Annotated in this window: 17 protein-coding genes; 9 read left to right on the plus strand and 8 right to left on the minus strand. The window is 63.6% G+C overall.

Annotated elements, in window-relative coordinates:
* The first annotated feature begins 199 nt into the window (after positions 1-199).
* Both BHMPCIPO_RS30360 and yddG read left to right on the plus strand, forming a co-directional pair.
* Complete coding sequence (locus BHMPCIPO_RS30360) at positions 200-976, plus strand: DUF3108 domain-containing protein (RefSeq protein ID WP_173520533.1); 777 nt, start codon at positions 200-202, stop codon at positions 974-976.
* A gap of 96 nt (positions 977-1,072) precedes the next feature.
* Positions 1,073-1,963 carry an aromatic amino acid exporter YddG gene (gene yddG, locus BHMPCIPO_RS30365; RefSeq protein WP_173520534.1) on the plus strand — a complete coding sequence of 297 codons (891 nt, stop codon included), beginning with the start codon at positions 1,073-1,075 and terminating at the stop codon, positions 1,961-1,963.
* 9 nt (positions 1,964-1,972) lie between these two features.
* Here yddG and BHMPCIPO_RS30370 read toward each other — a convergent pair whose 3' ends face one another.
* Positions 1,973-2,410 carry a cupin domain-containing protein gene (locus BHMPCIPO_RS30370; protein WP_173520535.1) on the minus strand — a complete coding sequence of 146 codons (438 nt, stop codon included), beginning with the start codon at positions 2,408-2,410 and terminating at the stop codon, positions 1,973-1,975.
* Positions 2,410-3,180 (minus strand): hydroxyacylglutathione hydrolase, encoded by a 771-nt coding sequence (gene gloB / locus BHMPCIPO_RS30375; RefSeq protein ID WP_173520536.1) that lies wholly within the window; start codon positions 3,178-3,180, stop codon positions 2,410-2,412. The genes BHMPCIPO_RS30370 and gloB overlap by 1 nt, the downstream gene beginning before the upstream one ends.
* Positions 3,181-3,261: 81 nt before the next feature.
* Here gloB and BHMPCIPO_RS30380 point away from each other — a divergent pair, with 81 nt between their 5' ends.
* From BHMPCIPO_RS30380 to BHMPCIPO_RS30390, 3 genes are all read left to right on the plus strand, one after another.
* On the plus strand, positions 3,262-4,026 hold the full coding sequence (locus BHMPCIPO_RS30380) for a class I SAM-dependent methyltransferase (protein WP_173520537.1): 765 nt from the start codon (positions 3,262-3,264) through the stop codon (positions 4,024-4,026).
* Between the two features lie 145 nt (positions 4,027-4,171).
* Entirely contained in the window at positions 4,172-5,278 is a 1,107-nt protein-coding gene (gene hisC / locus BHMPCIPO_RS30385) for a histidinol-phosphate transaminase (protein ID WP_173520538.1), read from the plus strand.
* On the plus strand, positions 5,278-6,201 hold the full coding sequence (locus BHMPCIPO_RS30390) for a prephenate/arogenate dehydrogenase family protein (RefSeq protein WP_173520539.1): 924 nt from the start codon (positions 5,278-5,280) through the stop codon (positions 6,199-6,201). Before hisC ends, BHMPCIPO_RS30390 begins: the two co-directional genes overlap by 1 nt.
* Before the next feature lie 62 nt (positions 6,202-6,263).
* Here BHMPCIPO_RS30390 and BHMPCIPO_RS30395 read toward each other — a convergent pair whose 3' ends face one another.
* Positions 6,264-7,274: a DUF2125 domain-containing protein gene (locus BHMPCIPO_RS30395; RefSeq protein WP_173520540.1), complete on the minus strand. Its 1,011-nt coding sequence runs from the start codon at positions 7,272-7,274 to the stop codon at positions 6,264-6,266.
* 314 nt (positions 7,275-7,588) lie between these two features.
* Between BHMPCIPO_RS30395 and BHMPCIPO_RS30400 the strand changes: the two genes are divergently transcribed.
* Positions 7,589-8,140, plus strand: a complete 552-nt coding sequence (locus BHMPCIPO_RS30400; RefSeq protein WP_173520541.1) for a gamma-glutamylcyclotransferase — start codon at positions 7,589-7,591, stop codon at positions 8,138-8,140.
* 3 nt (positions 8,141-8,143) lie between these two features.
* Here BHMPCIPO_RS30400 and BHMPCIPO_RS30405 read toward each other — a convergent pair whose 3' ends face one another.
* The 4 genes from BHMPCIPO_RS30405 to ftsE all read right to left on the minus strand — a co-directional run bounded on the left by BHMPCIPO_RS30405 (position 8,144) and on the right by ftsE (position 11,499).
* Positions 8,144-8,935: a lysophospholipid acyltransferase family protein gene (locus BHMPCIPO_RS30405; protein WP_173520542.1), complete on the minus strand. Its 792-nt coding sequence runs from the start codon at positions 8,933-8,935 to the stop codon at positions 8,144-8,146.
* Between the two features lie 128 nt (positions 8,936-9,063).
* Positions 9,064-9,762 (minus strand): YdcF family protein, encoded by a 699-nt coding sequence (locus BHMPCIPO_RS30410; RefSeq protein ID WP_173520543.1) that lies wholly within the window; start codon positions 9,760-9,762, stop codon positions 9,064-9,066.
* A gap of 98 nt (positions 9,763-9,860) precedes the next feature.
* Positions 9,861-10,808, minus strand: coding sequence for a cell division protein FtsX (locus BHMPCIPO_RS30415; RefSeq protein ID WP_376741740.1), 948 nt, complete (start codon positions 10,806-10,808; stop codon positions 9,861-9,863).
* Between the two features lie 67 nt (positions 10,809-10,875).
* On the minus strand, positions 10,876-11,499 hold the full coding sequence (ftsE, locus tag BHMPCIPO_RS30420; protein WP_246304743.1) for a cell division ATP-binding protein FtsE: 624 nt from the start codon (positions 11,497-11,499) through the stop codon (positions 10,876-10,878).
* Positions 11,500-11,847: 348 nt separating this feature from the next.
* On the opposite strand from ftsE, the gene BHMPCIPO_RS30425 reads away from it, so the two are divergent.
* From BHMPCIPO_RS30425 to BHMPCIPO_RS30435, 3 genes are all read left to right on the plus strand, one after another.
* The gene (locus BHMPCIPO_RS30425) at positions 11,848-12,510 is read left to right on the plus strand and encodes a hypothetical protein (protein WP_173520546.1); all 663 of its coding nucleotides are present in this window, start codon (positions 11,848-11,850) and stop codon (positions 12,508-12,510) included.
* 63 nt (positions 12,511-12,573) lie between these two features.
* Positions 12,574-13,119: a hypoxanthine phosphoribosyltransferase gene (hpt, locus tag BHMPCIPO_RS30430; RefSeq protein ID WP_173520547.1), complete on the plus strand. Its 546-nt coding sequence runs from the start codon at positions 12,574-12,576 to the stop codon at positions 13,117-13,119.
* Positions 13,120-13,343: 224 nt separating this feature from the next.
* Positions 13,344-13,703, plus strand: coding sequence for a response regulator (locus tag BHMPCIPO_RS30435; protein ID WP_173520548.1), 360 nt, complete (start codon positions 13,344-13,346; stop codon positions 13,701-13,703).
* A gap of 170 nt (positions 13,704-13,873) precedes the next feature.
* Here BHMPCIPO_RS30435 and BHMPCIPO_RS30440 read toward each other — a convergent pair whose 3' ends face one another.
* Complete coding sequence (locus tag BHMPCIPO_RS30440) at positions 13,874-16,528, minus strand: TIGR02302 family protein (protein ID WP_173520549.1); 2,655 nt, start codon at positions 16,526-16,528, stop codon at positions 13,874-13,876.
* Between the last annotated feature and the right edge of the window lie 128 nt (positions 16,529-16,656).

The raw sequence follows: 16,656 nt of genomic DNA on the forward strand, positions 1-16,656 counted from the left end.
AGGCCTGGCTCGTGTAGGAATAATACCTTGCAGGACCCATTCCAAGCGGTTTTGCTATGCGCTACTTCTGGTATGAGGACGTGTGGCTGCCGCAGGGCCGGTCCCACGACCGGCTGCAGCGAGCTGGGCGTAGAAAAGCCGTAAAGAGCCTGCATTTCAGGGTATTGCGGCGAAATTCAAGTAATGGATTTTTCAGGGCATGAAGTTGCGAAATGGCTTTCGCGTGGCGGCGCTGCTGTCCGCGGTCTCGTTTTCCACAGCATCGTCGGCCGCCGATGTCGAACATCTGACGGATTACAGCATCTCGCTCGCCGGTTTGCCGGTTGCGCGCGCCTCCTTCCATACCGAGCTTCAAAAGAATCGCTACACGATATCGGGAACGCTGAAGTCCGCAGGGCTGCTCGATATCCTCAGCCGGACCTCGGGCCGGACCCAGGTTTCGGGCGTTGTCGACAAGGATCACCTGCGGGCGTCGCAATATTCGATGTCCTATCGCAGCGGCTCGAAGGGCCGGGCGATCAGCGTCACCTATCGCAACGGCAATGTCGTGCATGCGAGCATGACGCCGAAGCGCACGCCCTTGCCGAAGAACTGGGTGCCCGTCACCTCGCGCGACATGCGCAACGTGCTCGATCCGCTTTCCGGTCTCATCATTCCCGCCGACGCGCGTGTCTGCCCGAACACGCTGCCGATCTTCGACGGCGAGTCGCGGCTCGACATCAAGCTTTCGCCGAAGGGGACCAAGCCTTTCAAGACGAAGGGTTTTGAAGGCGAGGTGATCGTCTGCGGCATCCGCTTTGTCCCGAAGGCTGGCTACAAGAAGGGCCGCGAGGATGTCGAGTACCTGCGTCGTCTGCAGACGATGGAGATCTGGTTCGCCAAGGCGCAAGCCGTAAATGTCTATGCTCCCGTCTATGTCCGAATCCCCACCAAGCTTGGGCCTGTCACGGTCGCGGCGACGCGATTTGGTGGTTGACGCGCGGCCCTATGCAACTAAAAGGTTAAACACCACGAAACACCGTGATTTTATCGGCGCAGGTTTCCGTGAGAGAAGCCGTGCGAGGGGACGACTATGAAATTCAAGGCAACGCTGATCGGCTTTTCCGCCATTCTGATGTGGTCGCTGCTCGCGCTGTTCACGGCAGCATCCGGCAAGATGCCGCCATTCCAGCTTTCGGCGATCTGCTTCCTGATCGGCAGTCTGCCGGGCTTGGTGGTGCTGGCGATGAGGCCGGAGCGCATGGCGCTGCTCAAGCAGCCGGCCAAGGTCTGGATCACCGGCATTGCCGGCCTGTTCGGCTATCACTTTCTCTATTTCACGGCACTGCGCAACGCGCCGGCGGTGGAGGCGGGGCTGATCGCCTATCTCTGGCCGCTGCTGATCGTCGTCGGCTCGGCGCTGCTGCCGGGGGAACGTTTGCGCTGGTATCATCTCGCCGGCGCACTCGCCGGCCTCGTGGGAACGATCCTGATCGTCGCGCGCAATGGCGTTGCCTTCGACGACGCCTATCTCATGGGCTACGGCGCCGCCTTCCTCTGCGCCTTCACCTGGTCCGGCTATTCGCTCATCACCCGCCGCTTCGAGGCAGTCTCGACGGACGTTGTCACTGTTTTTTGTCTTGCGACCTCGATCCTGTCCTTCGTCTGCCACTTGGCGCTTGAAACGACCGTCTGGCCGGCGACCACTTTCGAGTGGCTGGCGGTTGCCGGACTCGGGTTGCTGCCGGTCGGTGCTGCCTTTTACGCCTGGGACTTCGGTGTGAAGAACGGCAACATCCAGCTTCTCGGTGTCTCGAGTTATGCAGCGCCGGTACTCTCGACGCTGATCCTGATCCTGTTCGGCTTTGCCGAGCCGTCCTGGCGCATTGGGCTCGCCTGCCTGTTCGTCACCGGCGGCGCGGTGCTTGCGGCGAAGGATATGATCTTCCGCAAGCGTGCCATGGTGGCGCAGCCGGCGGAGTAATCGGGACCGTTATCGTTTCGGCGGCTGCCAATCGGGAGCCGCCATTTCGAAGGCGGCGAAATCGAATGCCGGCGCGACCGTGCAGCCGACCAGCGTCCAGTCCCCCAGCGAAGCAGCGGACTGCCACCAATCGGCGGGGACCACGCCCTGCGGGCGCTCACCGTTCAGGATGTCGGACCCGAGCCGCAGCGTCTCGACAGGCTTTCCATCCTCGGCGATGCTCAGTTCGAGTGGCGCACCGGCGTGATAGTGCCAGATCTCGACCGCGTCGCGGACGCGATGCCAGTGCGAGCGTTCGCCACGTTCCAGCAGATAATAGATCGCCGTCGAGTGACCGCGTGGGCCACCTGCGGTGTCGCGGAAAGTCTCGATGTACCAGCCGCCCTCCGGGTGACGCACCAGACCGAGCGCCTTGATGATCTCCGCCGCCGATTGCGCCCCAGCCACTAGAAATTATCCTTCCGCCTGCGGATTTCGGCGAAGACTGCGGCATCGCTGGCGTTCTGCATGCCGAGATGGGCGCGGATGCCGGGATCAGCGGCACGCAGGAACGGGTTCGTGCGTTTCTCAAGGCCAATCGTCGTCGGCGCCGTAAAGCCGCCATCACAGCGCGTTTCCTCGATCTCGGCGGCGCGTGCCTTGAGCTCGGAATTTTCTGGGTCGATCGTGACCGCGAAGTGGGCATTGGAAAGCGTGTATTCGTGGCCGAAGTAGACCATCGTGTCGTCTGGCAATGCGGCGAGCCGGCTGAGAGACTGCCACATGGTCTCCGGCGTTCCCTCGAAAAGGCGTCCGCAGCCGAGCGCAAACAGCGTGTCGGCGGCAAAGAGCAGTTTATCCTCGGTGAAATGGAAGCAGATATGACCGGCCGTGTGGCCGGGCGTCTCGATCACCTCGACGGAACGGCCAGCAAAATCGAAATGCTCGCCATGGCGCACCGCCTTGTCGAGACCCGGGATTTTCGAGGCTTCATTGAGCGGACCGATGATCGTGACGCCGAAGCGCTTCTTCAGCGCATCATTGGCCGCGACGTGGTCGCCGTGGTGATGTGTCGTCAGGATATGCGTGAGCTTCCAGCCGCGCCGCTCCAGCGCATCCAGGATGGGTTGCTCTTCCGGCGCGTCGATCGAGGCGGTCATGCCGCTTTCGGGATCATGGACGAGCACACCGAAATTGTCGGTGCGGCAGAGGAAGAGGTCGAGTTCGAGCGCGGCCATGGCACGTCCTCCGGTCAGGAGAGAGGGAATGCTGCCGAATGTAGCGAGGCTTGCCTTGAAGTCTACCGCTTCGCAGCTAACATGTTGCGAATGCACACCGATATCGTCGACCTGCGCGAATTCTATCACTCCGAGCTCGGCCGGATGGCGGAGCAGTCCGTCACCATGGCGCTTTCGTCCGTCTGGGCGCGCCTGCCGGACGAGCGGCTGGTCGGCCTCGGCTATGCCGTTCCCTATCTCGAGCGGTTCCGCAAGGATACCGAGCGCACCTTCGCCTTCATGCCGGCGGGGCAGGGGGCGGTGAACTGGCCGGTTGCCGAGCATTCCTCGACGGCGCTGGTGTTCGATGAGGAATTGCCGCTGCCCGACGCCTCGATCGACCGGGTGCTGATGGTGCATTCGCTGGAATTCGCCGAAAGCCCGCGAGAGACGATGAAGGAGATCTGGCGGGTGCTCGCGCCAGGCGGCCGCCTGGTCATCGTCGTGCCGAACCGGCGCGGCGTCTGGGCGCGCATGGAACACACGCCCTTCGGCTCCGGCCGCCCCTATTCGCGCGGGCAATTGACGGCGCTGCTGCGCGAGACCAACTTCACGCCCGGTGCCACGGCGGATGCGTTGTTCTTCCCACCGTCGAAGCTCAGGGCGATCCTGCGGCTGCGCCGGGGCTTCGAGCGGCTCGGCCGCTCGCTCTGGCCGGTCTTCTCCGGTGTCATCGTGGTCGAGGCGCAGAAGCGGCTTTACCAGGGATTGCCGGTCGCCGCACGTGCATCGCGCCGGGTCTTCGTGCCTGTTCTGGCGCCGCAGGGCGTACCGAGCACGCGCGCTCGGCCGTACCCCACCCGCTAACCTGCGTGGGAACCGCGGCAGACCCTCGACAAAAGCCGCTTGCGCCGCTAATGCCTTGACCTCTTTTCCTACCTGCAGCGCCCTGCGCCTCCCAAGGTGCGCAGCGGTCGCTGTGGCACTTTGACGGCCATAGAAAGCTGACCCAATGAGCCTTGCTTCGAAGAGCCCCGAGCCGCGTTCCGGCATCCTGGATATTGCCGCCTATGTGCCGGGCAAGGAGCATGCGCCGGGTGTCGCCAAGGTGCATAAACTTTCGTCGAACGAGACGCCGCTCGGCGCCAGCCCGAAGGCAATCGAAGCCTTCCAGGCGGCCGCCTTCAACCTGGAACGTTATCCGGACGGCCAGGCGCGGGCGCTTCGCGAGGCGATCGGCGCCGTGCACGGCCTCAACCCGGCAAACATCATGTGCGGCAACGGCTCGGACGAACTGCTCGGACTTCTCTGCCACACCTATCTCGGGTCCGGCGACGAAGGCATCATCACCGAGCATGGCTTCCTCGTCTACAAGATCCAGATCCTGGCTTCGGGCGCGACGCCCGTTACCGTCAAGGAGAAGGATGCGCGCGTCGACGTCGACGCGATCCTTTCGGCGGTGACCGAGCGGACGAAGGTCGTCTTTCTCGCCAATCCCGCCAACCCGACCGGCACCTACATTCCGGTCGACGAAGTTCGCCGGCTGCACGCGGGCCTGCCCGAGGGCGTGCTGCTGGTGCTTGATGCGGCCTACGCCGAATATGTGCGCCGCAACGACTATGCCGCCGGCCTGGAGCTCGTCTCGGCCAGCCGCAATGTGGTGATGACCCGCACCTTCTCGAAGATCTACGGTCTCGCGGGCTTGCGCATCGGCTGGATGTATGCGCCGCCGGAGGTGATCGATGCGGTCGACCGCGTTCGCGGGCCCTTCAACCTCAGTGCTCCGGCCATTGCAGCGGGCGCTGCGGCGATCCGTGATCAGGCTTTCGTGGCAACGGCGATCGATCACAATCTCACCTGGCTTGCGCGTGTCAGCGAAGCGCTCGAGGCGATCGGCCTGCGCGTCACGCCTTCGGTCACCAACTTCGTGCTGATCCACTTTCCGGAGGAAGCCGGCAAGCGGGCCGAGGAAGCCGATGTTTTCCTGACCGGCCGCGGCTATATCCTGCGGGCGGTCGGCAGCTACGGTTTCCCCAATGCACTGCGCATGACCATCGGCTCGCAAGAAGCCAACGAAGGCGTCATCGCGGCGCTGACCGAATTCATGGGACGGAAATAATGGCTCAGCAGTTTGAAACGATCGCCCTCATCGGGATTGGTCTCATCGGCTCGTCAATCGCGCGTGAAATCCGCGAAAAACAGCTCGCCGGTACGCTCGTCGTTTCCACGCGCAGCGAGGCGACGCTGAAGCGCACGCAGGAGCTCGGGCTCGGCGATCGCTATACGCTGTCGGCGGCCGACGCCGTTCGCGATGCTGACCTCGTCATCGTCTCGGTGCCTGTCGGCGCATCCGGCGCCGTTGCCGCCGAGATCGCGGCGCATCTGAAACCCGGCGCGATCGTCACCGATGTCGGCTCGACCAAGGGCTCGGTGATCGCGCAGATGACGCCGCATCTGCCGGAAACCGTTCATTTCGTGCCGGGGCATCCGATCGCCGGCACCGAGCATTCCGGGCCGGATGCCGGCTTCGTCGGCCTCTTCCGCGGCCGCTGGTGCATCCTGACGCCGCCGGAAGGCGCTGATGGGGAAGCTGTCGCGCGGCTCCGGCGTTTCTGGGAAACGCTCGGCTCGATGGTCGAGGAGATGGATGCCGAGCATCACGACAAGGTGCTGGCGATCGTTTCGCACCTGCCGCACATCATCGCCTACAACATCGTCGGTACCGCCGATGACCTGGAGACGGTAACCGAATCCGAAGTCATCAAGTATTCCGCCTCGGGTTTCCGCGATTTCACCCGTCTCGCGGCATCCGATCCCACCATGTGGCGTGACGTCTGTCTGCACAACAAGGATGCGATCCTGGAGATGCTGGCGCGGTTTTCGGAGGATCTCGCCTATCTGCAGCGGGCGATCCGCTGGGGCGACGGCGAGAAGCTCTTCGACCTCTTCACCCGCACCCGCGCCATCCGCCGCTCGATCATCCAGGCGGGCCAGGATACGGCGATGCCGGACTTCGGCCGGCATGCCATGGACCAGAAATAACTTGAGCAGGTCGAGGAAGACCGTGAAGCGGCCTTCCTCGCGGAGTTGCGTTTCTCGGCGTCTTAGAGTGTCGGCAGGACGCCGATCGGGATGAAGGCGAGAAACGCGGTGCCGTCGCGCACGTTGAGTTTCACTGTCGCTTCGTCATTGCCGTTGGCGAGCGCTTTCAGCATGTTGGCGGTGTTGTCGACGAGGTTGGCATCGTCGGGGATCAGCTCGACCAGATTGGCCCGCCAGGCCTCGATGTTCGTCATCGTCAGCGAGAACTCGCCGGAGATCAGTCCCTGGTCGTTGACCGAGAAGGGACCGGAAAGCTTGGCGTTCATCCCGGAGCCGAGATCGAGGTTGAGCTGCCTGAGTTCGCCCTTGCTGCCGCGAAACATTTGCGGCGTCGGCGTGGCCGTCATCCAGGCCGCCTTGTCGGTGAAAGTGAGGTCCGCGGCGACGGTGGCCGGCGGCGCGTAGCTCGGGCCTTCCTCCGGACGAAGATCGAGCTTGTCGACGCTCAGGGCCGCATCGAGGTCCGCGCCGTTCTGGCGCAGATGCAGTTCGCCGTGGCTGGCGCCGAAGCCAAGTCCGTCGCCCGAGAGCGGCAGCCGCACCCGGCCGGTGAGATTGTCATAGGTGAGCGAGGTGCGGTCGACGCCGGACAAGGTCGCGCGCACGCTTGCATGCAGCAGGGTCCAGTCGGCGGAGACGTTGAGGCCGGGCGAGGCCCGGATTTCGGCCGGGCCATCAAGCTCGATCACGGCATGGCCGGGCTGGTAGACCTGGGCGGCCGTCCGCAGCGCTCCGAAGGAGGCCGACGTGCCGTGACGGGTATCGTCGAGATGGACCTTGTCGCAGAAGAGGCCGATGCGAAAGGGAAAGCCGCGCACGTCCATGTTCGTGCATTCGCCGCCGAGGCCGGCTGCCTGCCCGTCGGCGAGACGGGTCGTGAGACGCTTCTCGATCTGATCGGCGGCGAGAAACCATCCGGCCGAATAGATGCCGGCGACAAGCACGATGCCTGCGGTCAGCCAGCGGAACTTCCGGCTGACCGGCGAGGGATTGGAAACTGCGGTTGCCGACATGGGCGCGGATACCTCACTTTAGGTCACGATGATCTTGGGTCGGCTCGACCCAAGCCATAAGCGTGATCGCTTCTAACAAGCTAGAGCGGGATGTGGGCGGAAAACCGCAAACACCTTTCCTCATCCCACTCTAAACCGGATTGCGGCTGCCTTTCGGGTGGCGCCGCCGATCCGCAAAACTATTCTTTCGTTCGGGTGCACGAGGACGAGCTTGTCTCTTTCGTGCCGAGATGCTGTGCCGTAGAAACCGACATGGCTGACCATTCCAACGGGCCGATCATGATTCGGTGGCGAGAGCAGACAGCGCGGGTTGAATGACAGTGGATATGGACGAATTTTGGGTCTTTGGCTACGGGTCGCTGATGTGGAACCCGGGCTTTGCCTTCGAGGAGAAGCTGACGGCGCGCGCCTTCGGCTATCGCCGCTCACTCTGCGTGCATTCCTGGGTTCATCGGGGCACCGAGCAGCGGCCGGGACTGGTGCTCGGACTCGACCGTGGCGGCTCCTGCATCGGCACGGCATTCCGCGTCGAGCGCGGGCAGCAGGCTGACGTCGTCGACTATCTGCGCGAGCGGGAACTGGTGACGCATGTCTACAAGGAGCGCATGATGCCGGTGCTGCTTGCCGACGGGCGGCGCGTGCCGGCGCTTGCCTACGTCATCGACCGCGACCACGTACAATATGCGGGCACGCTCACAGCCTCGCAGGCCGCCGATATCGTCGCGGTTTCGATCGGAAAATCCGGTCCGAACAGCGAGTATGTGTTCAATACGCTCGCCCATCTGCGAGAAATGGGTATCCGCGATCACTGGTTGGAAGAGGTGGTCGAATTGCTCCAGCAGACGCCACGGCGCGCGCGCGCCTGATGCTCAGGCGCGGCCTGCCGCCTTCAGTTCCTTCAGCCGTTGTTCGGCTGTCGGCGGCAGCGGCAAATGCGGATTGTTCTTCACCGTTTCGACGAGCAGTTCGTCGCTGGCCTTCTCCGTGACTTCCACCAGCTTGGCAAGGAATGCATCCGGATCCATGCCTGCCTCGACCGGTGGCAGGATGCGGACCTTGAAATGGCCGGGAAAGCGCAGGAACTTGCGGCGCGGCCAAAAGAGGCCGGGATGCATGGCGACCGGCACGACCGGCACGTTCAGATCGCGATAGAGACGGGCGATGCCATATTTGTATTCCGGCGGCGCCCCCGGTGGGCGGCGCGTGCCTTCCGGGTAGATGATGAGTTCGCGGCCGGTTGCCATCTCCTGCTTGGTGCGATCCATGACGCTGGTCATGGCCCTGCCGCGTGCGGCCCGGTTCACCGGAACCATGCGCTGCTTGAGAATGTACCAGCCGAACAGCGGGATCCAGGTGAGCTCGCGCTTCAGGATGTAGAAAGGATCGTCGAGCCAGGGAAGCAGCGCATAGGCATCCCAGAAGGACTGGTGCTTGGGGGCGAAGATGTAGGGGACATCAGGGAGATTCTCCAAGCCTTCGATCTCGAAGGTCGTCCCGACCATCTTCTCGAGCAGCCAGTGATTGCTGCGCACCCAGTTCTTGGGAACGAACCAGGCCTTCTTGCGCGGCAGCAGGAAATAGATCGGCGTCAGCACGATCATCTGCACGATCAGATTGGCGTAGAACACCATGTTGAAAAGGATCGAACGCAAGACGATCATCAGGCACGCTCTCGTAGGCGGGTTCTCACGGGGCTCGGCGTCAGGCCGATGGATGGCTGCCTACACGAATACGTGCCGAAGGAAAACTGCCCTTCCTCACTTTAGGCCGGCGACGTCCCCGATGGTCTCTATTCTTCGGCCGGCGTGGCGCGGGAGGGATCGGTGCGCAGACCGCTCGTCGGCCGGGCGCCGGCGAAATCGCGAATCGAAGCGATCGTATATTTCCCGAACTCCAGGAGGATCGATTTCAATACCATCGGGTTGCGCAGCCAGTTCGTCGTCTTGAGATCCGAGTTGACGACCGGGTAGGGGATGAACTCCGTCTCCGGGCGGGTGCGCCGAAGCTCCAGCAGGCTGCGCGGCATATGGTAATTGTTGGTGACGACGAGCACGCTCGTATAGCCGCGATCGCGGATCCATTGCGCCGTTTCCGTGGCGTTGCCGATCGTATCGATCGCCTCATGGCCGATGTCGACGCAGCATTTGAAAAGATCGGCGGAACTCTGGGTGTTGCGCCGGATCTGGCTGCCGGTGGTCGTCGGGTGAACACCGGAGATCAGCAGGCGCCTGCCGGCGCCACCCTTCAAGAGATCGACCGCCTGATCGATGCGCTGGAAGCCGCCGGTCAGGACGACGATCGCATCCGCCTTGGGATGCACGGGCGGCTGCAGCGATGCGACGGTGTCGGCAAAATTCAGGAAGGCGGCAATCAGGAGCGCGAGCGGCAGCAGCAGGACAAAGAAGGTTCGCCGGAGAATTTTGCGCAAGAGGCTGCGGGGCCGCCGGCGATCGTCGGCTCTCCCCTGCCATTTGCCTCCTCCGGTCATCCCGTTCCCGCGTAACTCTCGCGCCATCATGATTCTCTTTCACATAGCCGCAGATTGCGGCAAGGAATAGATCGAGGCGCAGCGAAACATCGGGCCGGTCAGCTTTGGTAGAGGTCCGTGCGGCCGGGGTCCGAACGGATGAGATCGATCTCGTAGATCGTGCGCATGACGGTCAAGCGCGCGGTCACTGTCGTCAGGATGGCGATGACGACGATGATTGCGGCGATGCCGAGGTAGCCGCCATAGCCAATGGTGAAAGTGCCGAAGAGCGCGGTTGCCTGGTCGGTCTGCGGTGTTGCCAATGTCTGCGATTGCCAGAAGCCGGCAAGCGCGAAGGACAGCGCGGCCAAGAGGCCGCCGGTGCCGGCACCCTTGAGACTGATCCTCAAGAAATGCTTCTGGAACTCGGAGGCGACGAAACCGGCCTCGGCACCGACGAAATGCAGCACCTCGACGATGTGGCGGTTGCCGGAAAGTGCGCCGCGGGTGGCGAAGATCACGGTCAGCACCATGGCCGAGAAGACGAGCGCCAGCACGCCGGTGCCGATCATTGCCGTGGTGTTGGCCATGGCCACGAGCCGGTCGACCCAGGTGCGGTGGTCGTCGAGGAAGGCCTGCGGAATCGTCTCCGTCAGCGCCTTGCGCATGGCGGCGAAATCGGGCGGATTGTTTTCGTCGATGGTGATGATGATCAGCCTCGGCACCGGCAGCTCGTCGAGATCGAGGCCTTCGCCGAGCCAGGGCTCCAGGAGGCGCGCCGTGGCGGCGCGATCGACGATCTGGCCGTCCGTCGTACCGCTGAAGGTCAAGGCAAGGTCACGGGCGTCGGCAAGCGCCTTGTCCATGTCCAGGCTGTCGTCCGGCTTGATCTGGATGGTGATCTCGCGGGAAATCTGCGACTGCCAGCTCTGGGCCGTTGCCCGGACCATGCTGACGCCGCCGAGCGTCAGGCAGGCAAGAAACGACATGATGGCGATGACGCACATCAGCGCATGGCCGGAGACATTGGTCGAAGGCACGATCGGCCCGGTCGGCCGCACGCGCATTTCCGTCCGGCGCGGCGGCTGTTCCGGCGGCTGCTCGGCTGCGCTGTTCTGGCGTTTCGTGCGGCTGTCACTCATAGATGTCGAGCCGCCCCTGCGAAAGGATCATGCGCCGCGCTTCCACCTGATCCATCAGTGACAGATCATGGGTGGCGATCACCACGGCGGTGCCGAGCCGGTTCAGTTCGAGGAAGAGATTGAGGAGGCGCCTGGCCATTGGCGGATCGACGTTGCCGGTCGGCTCGTCGGCAAGCAGGATCTCCGGCCGGTCGATCAGCGCCCGGGCGATCGCCGCGCGCTGTTTCTCGCCGCCTGAAAGGACCGGCGGCAGGACATTGATGCGTTCGCCGAGGCCGACCCATTTCAAGAGTTCCAGCACGTCGGCGCGATAGCTCGATTCCTCCTTGCCGCGGACGCGCAGCGGCAGAGCGACATTCTCATAAGTGGTGAGGTGGTCGAGCAGGCGAAAATCCTGGAAGACGATGCCGACGCGACGGCGCAGCATCGGGAATTCCTCGCGCGGGATCGACGAAATGTTGCGGTCGAACATCCGGATCAGGCCGCGCGTCGGCTGCAGCGAGAGGAAGAGCAGTTTCAAGAGGGTGGTCTTGCCGGCGCCCGACGGGCCGGTCAGGAACTGGAACGACCGGCGCGGAATGTCGAAGGTCAGGTCCCGGAGGATTTCCGGTCCCATACCATAACGCAGTCCGACGTTCTCAAAGTGAATCAAGCGGCAGCCCAGTCTCTCTCACGGCCCTGCAACCGATGGCCGGTTCCGGTCCTCCGCGCATAGGACGACCAGCCTCGAAAGGCAAAACCGCCAGCGGAATCATGGTTAAGCAGCGGTTAATTTTTCATGAAAAGGCGCCCCTTTCGCGACGTCTTTCCGAAACATTAACCATTCCGGTTTACGTGTCGGAAAGATTTGATGCAATGCCTAGATTCTTGCAGGCCAAGGGTCAGCGTTGCCCGATGGTTTCGCAGTCGAGGCGGTAGGTCGCGTGGGCCGCACCGTCTCCCTGTGGGACAGGAGGAACTGGTCATGCATGCATTCCGGACCAAAACCGCCGGCGCCTCGGCGGACTTCCTGCCGCCCGAACGGGGCGGACGTGAGGGAGCCGCAATGCCGCGACGCGTCGACTATGTCGATGCCGAGTTCGAGGTGATTGCGGCCTCTTCGCGCCGAGCGCCCTATCCGGTGTTCAATGACAAGGTCAGGATCGGAAATCGGAAACGGCCGAGCTTGACGGTCGTGGCCCACGAAACGTCGCCTGCCGGCCGGCTGCTGAGCCTCGCCGAAGCGCGGCTTCGCGACATGCCAATGCGCCGCTTCGCCGGCTTGGTCGCCGGTTTCGCGCTTGCATCCTTTCTGGTGATCGTCGGTTTCGCGGGTGACGGGCAGGCCGATGTCCAGCCGCTCACGATATCAGGGGTGACGAGTTCACTGGATTATTCCGGCGGCATGCGCGTGCTCTCCGTCTACGGCTCCATCGACAACCGCTCGGATGCCGAACAACGCTTGCCGCTCGTCGTGGTGGGGGTGGCAGCCAACGGCCGCCAGGTTACGACGACGCGGGTGATGCCCGAAGGCACGGCGATCGCGGCGGGCGAGAGCCGTCATTTCATGACGCGGCTGCCCTATGCAGGTGGAAAAATGCCCGATGTGACGGTTTCCTTCGCTGAAAACGGTGTTTCGGCCCGCTGATTGTGCTAAGCGGCGCGGATGGGAAGGCTTAGGTCTTCCGGATGAAACGCTGGAGAAGCCTTGATGCCCGTTGTTCGCGGTAAGAAAATCGAACCTCTCTACACGGCCGAAACGATTGCAGCGCGCAACAGCGAGCTGGCCGGGATGATCGTCAACGGTCCGCACAAGGATCTGCTGGTGATCGCGGTGCTCAAGGGATCGTTCATCTTCGCCGCCGATCTGATCCGCGCCATGCATTCGGCCGGTCTTGCGCCGGAAGTCGAGTTCATCACACTGTCGAGCTACGGCACCGGCACGGTCTCGCAGGGCGTCAAGATCACCAAGGATATCGACAGCGACGTGCATGGACGCGACGTGCTCTTGATCGACGACATTCTCGAATCCGGCCGGACGCTGCGTTTCGCCAAGGAGCTGATGTACGAGCGCGGCGCCCGCAACGTGACGATCGCCGTGCTGCTCGACAAGCGGGTCAAGCGCAAGGTCGAGCTCGAGGCCGATTATGTCGGTTTCGAGTGCCCCGATCACTTCGTTGTCGGCTATGGCATGGATGTCGCCTATGCCTTCCGCGAGCTGCCTTTTGTCGGCGTCGTCACCGGCGACGCCGAGTAAGGTGTGTCAAAACGGCACGCCGATCCTGAAATCCGGTCGCTCAGCGTTTACCGAACACAAACGAAAAACTGATTGGTTGGGGATGCGCCGCGTGGTGATTCCCTATCGGATTCGCGGTGCTGCAGCGCCGTCGTGTCCCGTCGATGACTGACGCCCGCTGTAACCTTTTGGATCAGGTGCGGGCGCCGGCGTGAGAGCCGCGCCTTGGAAACGCGGAGGCCATGATGGCGAAGATCCTGATTACCGAGGACGAGGATGCGTTGCGTTCCTTCGTCGCGCGGGCATTGAAGCTCGACGGCCATGAGACGGTCGAGGCGGGCGACGGTGCCGACGGCCTTGCGTGCCTCCAGACCGAGGCTTTCGATCTCCTGCTTTCCGATATCCGCATGCCGGTCATGGATGGCATCGAGCTGACGCATCAAGCGTCGGCCGCCTTTCCGGCAATGAAGATCCTGCTGATGACCGGCTATGCCGAGCAGCGCGAGCGGGCCGACGATCTCGCCGACAAGATCGTCGACGTCATCTCCAAGCCCTTTTCCCTTCCCGATATCCGCAAGGCCGTTGCGCTTGCGCTGGCCGCCTGACGAAGCCCAATCCGGCGACTGAGTGCTATCCCGCTTGCGGGGCCCAGCGCCGCGTTCCGCTCGCAGCGCAGTGCATGTCGCGCTAAAGTGCGCAGCCGTTTTGCGCGAGAATGGCTGAAGGGGCAGCAGCGAATCCTTAGCTCAATTGGCGGCAAACCGGCTTACGGGCCTCACTGCATGTCTAGCAGTCGCTCGAGATATTGGCGTTCCACTTCCGGCGACAGGTTATCCCCGAGCCGGCGGCGGATTTCTTCGAGGATCTGACGGGCGCGTTGCGTGTCGAATTCCTCGGGCACCTTCACGTGGTCGCCAAATTCCGGACCCCGGTTGTTCTGGGGGCGGCCGAGCGGATCGCGTCCGTTCTGGCCGAATTGCGGAACGCCCATGCCGGGGCCCTGACCCTGGCTCTGCATCTGGTTCATCATGTCCTGGGCGCCCTGGCGTAGGGCCTGCAGCGCGCGACCCTGGTTGCCGACCGCCTGTTCGCCCTGGCCCTTGCCGAGCGCGCCGGAAGCGCCGTCCATTTCCCGCCGGGCTTCGCCGAAGCCCTTGCCCGGCTTGATGCCCATGCTTTCAAGGCTCCTGTTAAGTTCGCCGAGCTGCTTGCCGAGCTCATCCTGCTGCTGCTTCAACTGCTTCAGTGCATCCTTCAACTGTTCGGCGGTCATGTCGTCGAGCGGATTGGGCTGTCCGTTTGGATCGCTGCGCTGTCCCGGGTCCTGCGGCATCTCCTGGCCGAAGAGCTCGTTGTCCTCACCCTGCAAGGGGTCGCCGCGTTGCATGCGGTCGCGCTGCGCCTGATCGAGCTTGAACGTCTCATCCATAAGCTGCTGCTGCTGCTGCATCAGTTTGCCGAGCTTGTCCATCTGCTGGCGCATGGCGTCGTTCTGCTCGCCCATCTGCTGCTGACCGCGGCCGGCCTGCAGGTTGTTCATCATGCGCTGCAGCTCCGACAGCATCTGGCGTGCCTGATCGCGAGCGCCGGAGCGCGCCAGGTTCTCGATCTGGTTCATCATCTTTTCGAGATCCTGCTGGCGCAGGATGTTGTTCGGGTTCATTTTTCCGGCCATGCGCGGGTCTTTCGCCGCCTGCTGGGCGAGAGCCTGCATGTATTCCTGCATGGCCTGGCGCAGCTCCTGCATCAGCTTGGCAATTTCCTGATCGGACGCGTTGCGCTCCAGGGCGTCCGAGAGCGCCTGCTGCGCGTCACGCAGGCGCCGTTCGGCGAGCGACAGGTCGCCGTCTTCGATACCGAGCGCAATCTCCCAGAGGTATCCGGCGGCGTCGCGCAGCATGTCGTCGTTGTAGGCAAGCGCCATGCGTGTCCGCGCCGACTTCAGCAGTAGGAAATGCGTGAGGTTGGGGATCCAGTCCTCGGCAAGGGAGGCTACGGCGTCGTTGAGGTCGATGGCGCGTGGCAGGTCGTTGGCATCGAGCGCGAAGACCTGGCGCTGTTCCGCCACGGCGCCGGCGAGCGGCTGGATGAACTGGCGGGCAGGCAGGATCATGTCCTGCGGCGGGCTGCGGCCCTCCTGGCCAGCGGCGTCGCGGGCGACGAGGCTGATCCGCACGCGCTTGCCCGCAAGCGGGTGTTCGCTGAGGTTTCGGCTGGTCGTGCCCTTGGCCTCGCGCGCGTTGCGGCGTGGCAGGTCGAGCCGGTATTCGGGCAGCGGATAGAGCGGATGGGCCCCCTCCGCGGCTTCGTCGAGCGGCTTGATCTCGGCCCAGGCCTGGGCGATGCCGTAGTCATCTGTCGCCGCGAAGGTGATTTCCAGCGCCGCATTGACGGTGGGACGCGGTATGCCGTCGAAGGAGATCTGCGGCACACCGTCCGGGATGATCTTGAAAGCCCAGCGCCGCTCCCCGACGACGAGCTCGCCGTCCTTGACGACCTTGTAGACATGGTTGCGCACGGCATTCGGGTAGCGGGCAGGCTCCGGCGCAGCCATTTCTGCGACCTTCGGTCCGGATTCGCCTACCTTCGGCTTGGGCTTCGTTTCCTCGGCTTTCTCGCCGGCCGCCGGAATGGCGATTGCCTTGGCCGCGCCACTTTCGGCAAAGCGGACGACCTGGTCCGGTCCTGCCCCGGTGACCCGGACGGTCAGGTCGCTGAATTGCGGGATGGTGATGGCTCCGCCGTCCTCTGCCGCAGGTGCGGCCTGCGGCTTGCCGGTGAGGAAGATCGGGGCGCGGCCGGTATAGGCCGGCGGCGTCACCCAGGCATCGATGCGGATGTCAGCCGTTTCGACCGAAGCCTGCGGCAGGCGCAGCGCGTCGCTCAGCAGGCCGGCGCGGTTGGAATAGGAATAGGCAAAGGCGATACAGGCGAGAAGCACCGGCACGGCGCGCAGGGCAAAAGGGTCGTGCCGGGCGATGTCAGGACGCGGAAGCCCCGTATCCAGCGCACCGATCATTCGTGCCATGCGGGCCTGGTGCTCGCGCCAAAGCGCTTCGCCCAGGGGATTGTCGGTTGCCGGCCGGTCGTCCTGGACGCGGATTGCCTGATGGGGCAGGGCGTTGCGCTCTTCCAGCATGCGGTCGGCATCGGCATTTCCAGGCAAGCGGATCCGCGCCAGCGGCACCAGGGATGCGAGGAAGCCGATGGCGAAGACAAAGAGCGTCAGGGCATGCAGCCAGAACGGCGCCACGCGGAAGAAGCCGAGCCAGGCGAAGGCGAGAAACAGAAGAACGATGGAACCGGGCAGGAGGATGCGCGGCAGAAGCTGTTCGGCGACCAGCACCGAGCGCGCCAGCCATCTCTTCAGTGCCAGGGTTCTCGAAAACGGCTTCGGTTGTGGCGTTTCATCCTGCCGGAATTGCGTCATCCGCCCAAGTTTCCTTTCGGTCGCCCATCAACGCTCGTGGCTGACCCAATATAGTAAAGCGAGATGCGGCTGGAAACGGCACGCAGCGTCGCTTAGCCCGCTGGCCTTCAGGATACCATCGTTTGTGG

Source organism: Ensifer sesbaniae (assembly GCF_013283665.1).
In the GTDB taxonomy this organism is placed as follows: Bacteria; Pseudomonadota; Alphaproteobacteria; order Rhizobiales; family Rhizobiaceae; genus Ensifer; species Ensifer sesbaniae.